Origin of the sequence: Pseudomonas sp. HY2-MNA-CIBAN-0224 (genome assembly GCF_040310285.1) — a bacterium.
GTDB classification, from domain to species: domain Bacteria; phylum Pseudomonadota; class Gammaproteobacteria; order Pseudomonadales; family Pseudomonadaceae; genus Aquipseudomonas; species Aquipseudomonas helleri.
Window position 1 is genome coordinate 63,158 of sequence record NZ_JBEOPQ010000021.1, and the last position, 11,594, is coordinate 74,751.

The 11,594-nt window shown below is 57.7% G+C and carries 6 protein-coding genes; 2 read left to right on the plus strand and 4 right to left on the minus strand.

The annotated features are described in order from the left end of the window. Positions 1-120: 120 nt before the first annotated feature. Positions 121-1,386 carry an urea ABC transporter substrate-binding protein gene (gene urtA / locus AAEZ03_RS12310; RefSeq protein WP_153336617.1) on the minus strand — a complete coding sequence of 422 codons (1,266 nt, stop codon included), beginning with the start codon at positions 1,384-1,386 and terminating at the stop codon, positions 121-123. A 308-nt stretch (positions 1,387-1,694) separates the two neighbouring features. Between urtA and AAEZ03_RS12315 the strand changes: the two genes are divergently transcribed. Both AAEZ03_RS12315 and AAEZ03_RS12320 read left to right on the plus strand, forming a co-directional pair. Further along, complete coding sequence (locus AAEZ03_RS12315) at positions 1,695-5,132, plus strand: DUF4329 domain-containing protein (protein WP_350578932.1); 3,438 nt, start codon at positions 1,695-1,697, stop codon at positions 5,130-5,132. Positions 5,133-5,242: 110 nt separating this feature from the next. Next, positions 5,243-8,749 carry a DUF4329 domain-containing protein gene (locus AAEZ03_RS12320; protein ID WP_350578935.1) on the plus strand — a complete coding sequence of 1,169 codons (3,507 nt, stop codon included), beginning with the start codon at positions 5,243-5,245 and terminating at the stop codon, positions 8,747-8,749. Here the strand turns inward: AAEZ03_RS12320 and AAEZ03_RS12325 are convergent. Genes AAEZ03_RS12325 through AAEZ03_RS12335 form a run of 3 tightly spaced genes read right to left on the minus strand, consistent with a single transcriptional unit; the run spans position 8,746 to position 11,488 of the window. Beyond that, the gene (locus tag AAEZ03_RS12325; RefSeq protein WP_350578938.1) at positions 8,746-9,756 is read right to left on the minus strand and encodes a FecCD family ABC transporter permease; all 1,011 of its coding nucleotides are present in this window, start codon (positions 9,754-9,756) and stop codon (positions 8,746-8,748) included. The two genes, AAEZ03_RS12320 and AAEZ03_RS12325, sit on opposite strands and share 4 nt — an antisense overlap. Then, a complete protein-coding gene (locus tag AAEZ03_RS12330; RefSeq protein WP_350578941.1) occupies positions 9,753-10,703 on the minus strand; it encodes an ABC transporter substrate-binding protein in 951 nt (316 codons plus the stop codon). The genes AAEZ03_RS12325 and AAEZ03_RS12330 overlap by 4 nt, the downstream gene beginning before the upstream one ends. Further along, complete coding sequence (locus tag AAEZ03_RS12335; RefSeq protein ID WP_350578944.1) at positions 10,700-11,488, minus strand: ABC transporter ATP-binding protein; 789 nt, start codon at positions 11,486-11,488, stop codon at positions 10,700-10,702. Before AAEZ03_RS12335 ends, AAEZ03_RS12330 begins: the two co-directional genes overlap by 4 nt. Positions 11,489-11,594: the final 106 nt, after the last annotated feature.

Below are 11,594 nucleotides of genomic sequence, written 5' to 3' on the forward strand. Positions count from 1 at the left end.
CAACATCCCTGTGGGAGCGGGCTTGCTCGCGATTCATTCAATGCGGTTTTGGCAAGAAACCGCGTCGATACATTCGCGAGCAAGCCCGCTCCCACAGCGGCACAACGATGCTGCCGGGGGTTAGTTACTTTTCACCGGGGCGTCCGGTTTTTTGTCGTTGCCAGGAATGAACGGGCTCCATGGCTGGGCGCGGATGGGTTCTGGGGTTTGCCATACCACGTTGAACTGGCCGTCATCCTGGATCTCGCCGATCATCACCGGCTTGTGCAGGTGGTGGTTGGTCTTGTCCATGGTCAGGGTGTAGCCCGACGGCGCGGCGAAGGTCTGGCCGGCCATGGCCTCGCGGACTTTATCGACATCGGTGGACTTGGCTTTTTCTGCCGCCTGCGCCCACATATGAATACCCACGTAGGTGGCTTCCATCGGGTCGTTGGTCACGGCTTTGTCAGCACCCGGCAAGTTGTGGGCTTTGGCGTAGGCTTTCCAGTCATCGACAAACTTCTTGTTGACCGGGTTATCCACCGACTCGAAGTAGTTCCAGGCGGCGAGGTTGCCCACCAGCGGCTTGGTGTCGATGCCGCGCAGTTCTTCTTCGCCCACCGAGAACGCAATCACCGGCACGTCGGTGGCTTTCAGGCCCTGGTTGGCCAGCTCTTTATAGAACGGCACGTTGGAGTCGCCGTTTACGGTGGAGATCACCGCCGTCTTGCCACCCGCCGAGAACTTTTTGATGTTGGACACGATGGTCTGGTAATCGCTGTGACCAAACGGCGTGTAGACCTCTTGGATGTCCTTGTCGGCTACGCCCTTGGAGTGCAGGAACGCACGCAAGATTTTGTTAGTGGTGCGCGGGTACACGTAGTCGGTGCCCAGCAGCACGAAGCGCTTGGCGCTGCCGCCGTCTTCGCTCATCAAATACTCAACTGCCGGGATGGCTTGCTGGTTAGGCGCTGCACCGGTGTAGAACACGTTGGGCGACATTTCTTCGCCTTCGTATTGCACCGGGTAGAACAGCAGGCCGTTGAGTTCTTCAAACACCGGCAGTACCGATTTGCGTGACACCGAGGTCCAGCAACCGAACACCACCGCGACTTTGTCCTGGGTCAGCAACTGGCGGGCCTTTTCGGCAAACAGCGGCCAGTTGGAAGCGGGGTCGACCACCACCGGTTCAAGCATCTTGCCGTTCACCCCGCCCTTGGCGTTGATCTCGTCGATGGTCATCAAGGCCATGTCCTTGAGCGAGGTTTCAGAGATCGCCATGGTCCCGGACAACGAGTGCAGAATCCCCACCTTGATGGTCTCGGCGGCTTGCACCGTCCAGGTCAGACCCATGGCGGCAATGGATGCCGAGAGGGTGAACGCTTTGATCAAGCTACGACGCTTCATGGGCCGATCTCCAGATGTCTCGTTTTTTTAAGGGGTCGATACGAACACTGAGAGGGTTTTTGCAAGGTCTGTGCCGAAGTGGTGCAGGGCGTCTAGTGCAGGGTTTTGGGGCATGAGCGCTAAGGCTTGCGCACCATGACGGGGCCTGTTGCTGAGCTGCGTGCACGGCGATGCCCGGCTTTGGTGCCGACCTGCTAACTAACTACCACCTGCCAGTACCGGGCGTTGCTGAAGATAAGAGGGCGCAGCGTGGCTGCGTTGGCCGTGGCCCTGTTGCCACGGTCATGGGCTAGAACAGGACACCTGAAATGATCGACTTTATAAGCAAGCGAGTTGCGCGTAGCTCTCGCGCCTCGACTGTGGCTTTACCTGAACTGAGCCCCGCGTTTCTGACGCCTGATGATGCGGCCCGTTACGCCCATGATCTGATTGGCGATCAACGTGACGTTGAATACGGCGGGGTCATTTTGCGCAGTACCAAGGGCAAGTATTACGCCACCAGACCCATCAAGGGGCAGGGCCGATTATTCGATGCCGAGAAGGTGCTGTCCACGGATGCGCAGGGGCATTTCATTTCGCCATCGGGTTTTGTGTGCTACGGGTTCTACCATTCGCATCCGCTTAACTTTGCAGAGATCAAAGACTACTTCACCGACTGGAGCAAAGAAGATGTTGTCACCGCGATGAGCTTTTTTTCACCGCCCGATATTGCCTTCACGATCCAGCACAATTTCTTCACGAACACCCATTACCTGTCGGGCCTGAACGGTTCGCTGATCAAATATGTCAGTAGCGGTTCTAAGGAGGAGTCTGAGTATTACCCGAAGCTGACGAATTTGACCGATCCCAATACCCCTTACCCGGTCAAGAAGATGCAGGACTATATTTTGAAAGTGGCCAGCATCGGTCAATTGACAGTGCTGCAAACCAGCGAAGTATGGGGTGGGAAAGTTGGCAGAATTGATCAGGGTTTCAGGATTTATTCGTCGCGAGCACACGTGGACCTTTCCGAAAAACTGCTCAAAATTCCCGCGTACAGCCAGATCTATTCAAGCCTTAACGCCGTGTTGAGGTACATGCGTCAGCGGGTGCTGGCCATTTCCGAGCATCAATACGGTCTGATACTCAAACACAAGACAAAAAAAGAATATGTGATCACCGAGCCCGTGGTGGGCAAAGATTTTATGTCGCCGCTGGACCATATTTTCGAGAAGCACGGTGCCGATGCTTTTTCTTATTACATGGACCCGGACTTCAGCATTCTGGGCATTTACTATGCCTGCGCCACCTACTACGACCCCAGCCAGGTACCGGCGGATGAGCAACGGATTTTCAAGGGTTTTATTCCTCCTGAGCTGATGGCGGGCGCCTTGAGCATGGCGAGGATGGCCAGATCGAGCCCGGAGGCAGCAGCTTTGCCGATTTTTATTGCAACCCGCGACGGTGCGCTGGTGCAGTACAACTCGTTGTTGTCAGCCGAAGAGGGCAAGTACCTCGCGCTAGCAACTGGCAGTCAGACGTTGCAGATGACGCGCGATGTATTGGCCGGCCATGTCAGCCCTGCCGAATACATTCGTGGGCTGGCGCGTGCCGGGGAACTGAAGGTGTTGTACGGCAGTGACCTGTGGGGCACGCCCGGCCGGCTGAATGGCCAGTGGAAAGCCTATCGCAAGTTCCAGCGCCGTACGCACAGCCCGTTGTTCAAGTCGGCCGATGATGCGGCCCGATATGCCCATAAAGAAATGAAACACCGACACGCTGCTGTGTTGGGTGGGCTGATTTACAAGCGTCAAGATCAACGTTTTTTTGTGACTGAGCCATTGAGAGCGGAAACCGAGTTCTTTGATGCCGATGCCGTACTGCCCAGCCCGATGGCGGCGCTTGCCCCTGTGGGGTGCACAGTGGCCGGGGTGTACTTCACGCACCGTGTCCACACGCTGCAAAGCACCTGGACTGACAACGAAAACCTGCTGTATCACGCCATGTTTACACCCCATGAACTGTGCGTTGCCATTGAAAACAGGGCGCAGTATCCCGTCCGTTACCTGTCCTGCGCGGATGGTTCGCTGATTAAATATTCGCCCAGTGGCTCAGACGCTGAGCGCCTACTGTTGGCGCAGGTAAAACCACCGGCTGACAGCCCCGAAAAAGTCCATCGCAGTGTCACAGAGCTGTCGTTGTTCTCTGGCGATCTCAAACCTGCTGCCTTTATTACCGATGTCGCGCGCTCGGGCGATCTGCAGGTGATTGAGCCCGGCAAGGTGTGGGGGCCAAGGGGGATGATCAAAGGCGATACGCAGTTCCCACGACCTGACCCGGTAGAGGCCGATGCCACGGTACAGCCAGTGTGTAGCCCGATTTTCACTCAGGAGCAGGATGCCGTTCGGTTTGCCCATAGCCTGATGGGGGAGCGTGGCAACGTGCAGTACGGCTTTGTTCTTAAAAGTGATTTGAGCGAAGAGTATGTGGCGACCCATCCGGTGCCGAATGGGTACATGAGCCTGAAGCGGATATTCCCCTATTCGAACTCGACTTCATCCTACGTTTTGCCTGAGGGTTTTCATCTGTGTGCGATGTACCTGGGCGCGGCTAAAAAAACTCGCCTGCTGGAGGCAGATGCGGTTTATCAGGACTTCCTGTCACCCGGTGATATAGCTGTCGCGCTGGTGACGCTGTCGACGATCAAGGACCTGCGCTACCCGTTGGCACTCAACCCGCCGATCTATCTCTCAACGGCGTCCGGCGCCCTGTTAAGTTATGTGCCGAGCAGTATTTCAAAAGTGCTGGGGCTGGATATCTTTCGCGACGATGGCCGAGGGATGCTCGACAAGCTGGCGCGGTTGGAGCTCACCGCGGTGAGTTATATCCGCAAAGTCGCCGCCAGTGGTGAGCTGACTGTATTGAACGTCAGCGACGTGTGGCGCAATGTGGGCTCGGTGTCAGTGGTGTGGAATCCGTATGTGCAAGAGCAGGTCCTGATGAACACCATCCGCTACGCCTTGTCCCCGGTGTTTGCCTTTGCTGACGACGCCGCACGCTATGTGCATCGTCAGTTCAAAACCCCGCACACCTTTAACGTCTTGGGCGGTGTGTTGAGCCAATCCAATACCGATACCCATGTGGCCCTGGAGCCGGAGGTGAGCAGCAGCCTGTTTGCCAATGTGGCCGAGCAAGTGTTGAGGACTCACCGCAACAGACCCCAGGAGCGCTGGCAAGGCCCGACGTTTCCGTCTGGTTATCAGGTGCGGCGCCTGCACTTTTCCCGTGATATGAGGACCGTCAAGGCGGGCAGCGTGGGGGAAACGGCGCGTCTTAAAAATACCCCTTGGCCAACCGATCTCTGTTATGCCGAACGTGTGCAGGACGAACTGTCGGCCCATTTGCCCCGAACCACCGCCTACGCCAATGCGTATGTGTCCACCGATGATGGCGCGCTGTTGTTGTACCAAAGTGCCGGTAACACCCAAGCGACAGACACACTTTGTGGTCGCTCGTTCGGACTTTTGAGTACATCGCAGGCCTATTTTGAAGAGCGCTTGCATGCCACCAGCACCGGCAAGAGGACCGAGCAGATGCTTAAGGAGATCTCGGCATCGGGCAATCTGTATGTGTTGGTCACCAGTAAAACCTGGTCAGAATCCGGCCGCCTGTTTGACCCGGTGTTCGAGCCGATACCTGACGATGCGTTCGATTGGGCCGGTGCTCTGCCACCGTGGCGGTCAGGTCCGGAGCGTGATGAGCTGTGATGTTTCAGGGCAACTCGATAACTAAATAGCCCCTTGGCGTGCACCTTCAAGTGAAACATGGAAAGTGACCGTGCACTCGCCCGGTCATTTTCCAGACAAGGGTCCACATCATGATGAGTTCAGATAAAGAAGGTGGTCGGCAAAAGCGCCAATTGGCTAACCACAGTGTTCAATTGCCGGATCTGAGTCCTGCTTTTATAGCGCCGGACGACGCAGCGCGCTTTGCCCATGAATTGATTGGCGATCAGCGCGCCGTCGAATATGGCGGCATGATTTTAAAGGACGCCCAAGGGCGTTATTTTGCAACCCGGCCTGTGAGAGGAAAGACCAGCAACTTCGACCCCGGGCTTGTGGCTTCAAGTAATGCTGAAGGCCAGTTTGTTCATCCGCCGGGGTACACCTGCTATGCCTTTTACCATTCGCACCCCGCTGACTACGATCTGTTGAAAAAATTGTTCCATGACTGGAGCACGGCACAAATCACTACGACAGTGCAGTTTTTTTCGAGTATTGATATTGGCGTGAATCACTTGAACACCTACTTTGCCTCGGTGCACTATTTGTCGGCCGTCAATGGTGTGCTTCTGAAGTACGAGGCCAGTGGTTCTGCCCTTGAAGAGAAGTTGGCCATTCGCTTTTTCAATGATGCGCGCGAGCAAAGGCTGACGTTCGATTCGATTGACGGGTATATACGTGCAATCGCCTATGCGGGGACGTTGAATGTTATCCAGTCTTCTGAGGTCTGGGGCTGGAAAGTGGGGAAAGTAGACGGCACGTTCAAACTGTACAAACCGGGTAATACCCTTGATGTTGTCCCCGGTGCGTTGCTGCGACCGGCTTTCAGCCCTATTGCGACCTCGTTGAAAGCGTTGCTCAACTATGTGCGCAATCGCAGTGAACACGTTGTCGAAAGCCATTATGGGTTTGTGCTTGAGAACAGAGCTTCAGGGACGTTTATCGCCACTGAACCCATGCCTCTGACCAAGAAGACTATAGAGTTGCAAGCATCAGTCGATGTTTCGCTCTCGGCTTCAGTCTTTGCCAAGGCATTGGTGTTTTCTACGACCGCGCAAGGTGATGTTCTGCTGCCGCAAGGTTTTGAAATCGTTGGTGTGTATTGTGGCGAGAATCAACATCGGGCGCAAAGCAGCTTGCCGGCAGACGAATCCACAGTCTTCAAGCACTTTATTGACCCCATGTACATGGCGACAGGTATTACGGCGGCGCGTTCTGAGAGTCGGCTCAAGGATAATGAGAGTACCAGGGCGATACCTTTATACATTCTGGGCCGAGATGGCGCCGTTCTAGAGTACGTGTCTACGTTTTCGGCGGCGGAACAACAGTTTCTTAGCCCCACAAATGATCGGGGCTGGATCAGGATCGCTGGCGACCTGCGCCTGGGGTTTTATAAGTCAAGGCTCTATGTCAAGGAAATGGCCGCAGCCGGTGAATTGAGTGTGTTGTACACCAGCGATTTATGGAGCCGTGCGGGGCGTGTCACTGCGCAGTGGCAGCCCTATGAGCACTTTGCGCGCCGGTTGTTGAGCCCGTGCTTTATCAGTGCCGATGATGCCGCGTTGTATGTTCATGAGCGCATAGCGGGCCGGGACAAGAAGGTCTTGGGCGGTGTTATCTATCAGCGTGCCGACCAGCGCTTTGTCGTCACCGAGCCTTTGGCGGTCAGCACTGAAACCTTTGATATCAATACCGTTATACCGCCTGAAGTTCAGTCATTTGCACCACCAGGCTGCACCCCGGTGGCGATGTATCACACCCATCGCGTTTGGCCTTTGCAACTGTGGCGTTCAGCGCAAGAAGAACAGTTATACCGAAATATGCTGGAGCCTCATGAGGTCGGCGCAGCCATTAATGACCGTGGCAGGATCAGGACGCGCTATTTTTCGACACAAGAGGGCGCATTGCTCAAATATTCTCCCAGTGGTTCAAAGGATGAGCTGCGCATGTTGAGTCAGTTAACGCCTCTTCCAGCGGACGTGTGGAATGTACGCAAGAACTCGATTCAGCAGCGCTTGCGAGCCAACAAGCTCAAACCCAGCCAGTATATTTCCGGTATAGCCGCCACCGGCGCACTGGAAGTCATCAAGGGCAGCGCCTGTTGGGGCGCGCCGGGGGTGGTGGCTGCCCGATCGATGTTGCCACTGGCTGGCGATAGCTTAAATGAGGCTGTGCGAATACCTGCGTGCAGCCCGATTTTTACCCAAGAGCAGGATGCCGTTCGATATGCCCACGCTCAGCTAGGAGCACGTAAAGAGGTGCTATACGGCTTTGTATTGAAAAGCACTCAAGGTGAAGCCTATGTTGCGACGCAACCGCATACCGATACGTATTTGAGTCTGAGGAAGGTATTTGCTTACGACGCCATGACACAGCGTTACCAGTGGCCCGAAGGCTTTAGCGTCTGCGCGATGTACCTTGCGGCCCCGCAAGTGCCAGCCGTCCTGCTCGCTGATGCTGTTTATCAAGCGCTCATCTCGCCGCGTGACATAGCCACTGCGCTGGTCACGCTCTCGACCCTTGACGATCAAGCCTATCCCCAGAAGCTGAACCCGGCGCTGTATCTCGCGCCAGCAACAGGGGGGTTGTTGCGCTACTTGCCGGGCACCCTTTCAAGTTTGATTACGGCGGGGATTTTCCGCGATTCCGGTAACTGGATGATGGAGCAACTGACCACCCTGGGGCAGACCGCTGTGACCTACGCCCGCGAGCTGGCGCAGAGCGGCGAACTCACGGTGATCAAAACCTGTGCTGTGTGGGTCAACCCTGGCCCGGTGTTGGCGACATGGAAGCCCAGTGTCAGAGAACTGCTGGCGGAGCAAAACCACCCGCGGGTTATAGCGTTGGGCCCTGTTTACGCACATCCCGATGACGCCGCGCGGGCTGTGCATCGGCAACTTAAACGCCCTCACACCCTCAATACCATGGGGGCGACCTTGCACAACCTGAGTAGCGACAGTTGGGTGGCGCTGCAGCCAGAGGTGAGCAACGGCCTGCAGGCCAATGCCGCCGAGCTGATCGTAATCAGCCATCGGCACAAGACCAGTGAGGATCCGTTGCGACCGATTTTACCCGCCGGTTATTCGGTACGGCGCCTGCAGGTTGCGCGTGATGTCAGGCACGTCACTGCGCTAAGTGAGGCGGATAAAAAGCGTGTGCAGAACATGCCGTGGCCCGTGGACCTTTGCTATGCGTCGGTGGCCATGGAGCAATTGGCCAATCGCGCCGGTGACGAGCGCTACGAGGTCCATGTGTACGTGTCGACCAATGATGGTGCCCTGCTGCTGTACTCGGCAGGTGATGAAGCCCGGGAAGTCCAGATGTGCGGGCCGAAAAAAGCGTTTGAACGCACCGAGGCGGGCTATTTTGTCGAGAACGCCCAGCCGACATCGTTGCCCAAAACCTCCCGGCAAATACTCACTGAAATGGCCAAGGCCGGGCAACTGCGTGTGCTGGTCACCAGCCCGACATGGCCGGCTCTCGGTCTGTACCGCGACCCGTACTTTGAGCTTGAACCCGAAGGCGGCTTTGAGTGGACGACGCCCAGCCCCCTGCAACCCACCGTGACGCCCAAGCCGGGGGTGCTGCGCGATGAGCTTTAACGCTTGCGCATCAAGCCAATAAAGAACAATCCGCCGATGGCCGCTGTGGCCACGCCGATGGGCAGGTCTTCGGGGGCTATCAGGGTGCGGGCGGCGACGTCGACCCAGACCAGAAACACGCTGCCCAGCAGCGCTGAAATCGGCAGTAAACGCCGGTGTTCAGCGCCCACCAGACGCCGGGCGATATGCGGGATCATCAGACCGACAAAGCCGATGGAACCGCTGATGGCCACCAGCACGCCGGTCATCAGTGAGGCGATCAAGAACACCTTGAGTCGCACATTGCGCGCATTCAGGCCGAGGGTCACGGCGGTTTGCTCGCCGGCCATCAAGGCGTTCAGCGGGCGGGCCATGCCCAGCAGCAAAAACAGCCCTAGCAGCACCACGGCGCTGGGCACGGCCAGCAGTTCCCAGCGGGCCAGCCCGAGGCCGCCGAGCATCCAGAACAGTACGGCAGAACTGGCGCGGTGGTCACCCAAAAACAGCAGGGTGTTGGCCACTGCCATCATCACGAACGACACGGCCACGCCGCACAGCAGCAGGCGGTCGCTGTCCAGACGCCCCTGACGACTGGCGATGGCCAGTACCAGTAGCATGCTCAGCAGGGCGCCGATAAAGGCGGCAATGGGCAAGGTCAGCAGGCCGACGATTTCGCCCACGTGCAGCACCACAATCACCGCGCCCAACGTCGCGCCGCTGGTGACCCCGAGCAAGTGCGGATCAGCCAGCGGGTTGCGGGTCACGGCTTGCAACACCGCTCCGATCAACGCCAGGCCCGCCCCCACCAAGGCGCCGAGCAGCATGCGCGGCACGCGGATCAGCCACACGATGTGCTCCTGGCCAGCGCTCCAGCTCACCTCGCCGAGGCCAAACATTTTATTCAACAAAATGTGCCACACCACGTCGACCGGCACCCGCGCCGGGCCAAAGCCCAGCGACACCACGCATGACACCAGCAGCAGTGCGCCAAGGCTGATCAGTAACAGGGCGTAGCGGTTAGACATCATTGTGGGTGAAACCCTTTGGCCAGGGTTTCGATGGCCAGCACGTTGTCGATGCCCGGCGTGGCTTGCACGTAGGGGATGACGATAAAGCGTTTGTGCTTGATGGCGTCCACCGATTGCAGGGCCGGGTTGGGGTCGAGAAAGCGCTGTTTTTGCTCGGCGGTGACTTCGCTGTAGTCGACGATCACGATGACCTCGGGGTTGCGCTCGACCACGGTTTCCCAGTTAACGCGGGTCCAGCTGGCGTCGATGTCGCTGAGGATGTCATCGCCACCCGCGGCCTCTATCAGCGCGTGGGGGATGCCCAGCTTGCCCGAGGTCATGGCGCGGTCTTCGCCGCTGTCATACAGAAACACCCGGGGTTTTGACGCCGGAAGAGACTTTTGCACGTCGGCGATTTTGGCCTGCATCTGTGCGATCAATGCGTTGGCGCGGTCTTGCACGTCGAAGATTTTGCCGAGGTTGCGCAGGTCGTTGTAGGTGTCTTCCATGCTGGCGGGAGGGCGCTTCATCACAAACGCGCATGACTCGGTCAGCTCATACACGTTAATACCCAGCGGGGTGAGGGTGTGCGGCGTGAGATCACCCCCCACGCGCATGCCGTAATCCCAACCGGCGAAGAAGAAATCAACGTTGGCATTGAGCAGGGTTTCAACCGACGGGTACTTGCTGGCCAGCTCGGGCAGGCCGTCGAGAATGGCCTTCATCTCGGGCGTTACCGACTTCCAGCCACTGATGCCGCTGTACCCGGCCATGCGCGGCTTGAGGCCCAGGGCGAGCATCATTTGGGTCATGTTGATGTCGTGGCTGACCGCGTGTTTGGGCGCTTGCGTGAAGGTCACGTCACGGTTGCAGCTTTTAATCGTCAGCGGGTAGGTCGTGGCGTCGGCCTGGGCCAGTTGTGCGCCGAATAAAGCAGCCAGGCACAGGGCGAGACGGATCAGCTTCATGGTTGGGTTATCCAGGTAATGCGGGGGTAGCCGGACAGTGGATGGTCGTCGACCAGCGCGTCCACGCCGAAAACGTTGCGTAATAATTCAACGGTCAACACCTCGCGCGGCGTGCCGCTGGCGATGATCTTGCCGTGGTTGATCACGTACAGCCGATCACAAAACGCCGCCGCCAGATTAAGGTCGTGGATGCTGGCCAGGGTGCCGATGTTCAGGCGCTTGACCCGTTGCAGCAGCTCCAGCTGATAACGCGGGTCGAGGTGGTTGGTCGGCTCGTCGAGGATCAGCAGGTCAGGTTGCTGGGTCAGGGCGCGGGCCAGGATCACACGCTGTTTTTCCCCGCCCGAGAGGGTGGCGAAGGCGTGGTCTTCAAAGCCTTGCAGGCCGACGGATTCGAGGGCGTCTCTGGCCAGTTCGCGGTCGGCTTGGGTGTCGCCGTCAAACAGGCCTTTGTGCGGGGTACGGCCCATGGCGACCACTTCATCAACGGTCAGGCCAAAGGCGACAGGGAATTCTTGCAGCACCACGGCGATGCGCTGGGCGCACCAGCGTGGTGATTGTTGCCACAGGTTGTGCGGGCCGAGATGAACCTCGCCCGCTTCGGGTTTGCTGAAGCGATAAGCACAGCGCAACAGGCTGGTTTTACCGCTGCCGTTGGGCCCGATCAGCCCCACAAACTCACCGGCCGCCACGTGCAGGTTGGCATCACGCAGCTTGAACTGGTGATGACAATGGCCGTGGCCCAAGGGCGTCCAGGCGAGTTTGGTGAGGGTGAGCTGAGTCATGCATTTACCGGTCAATCCCGTAGGAGCGAGCTTGCTCGCGATCTTTTGATCTTTAAAAGATCGCGAGCAAGCTCGCTCCTACAGGTCATGTGTTGTGCTTAGAAGG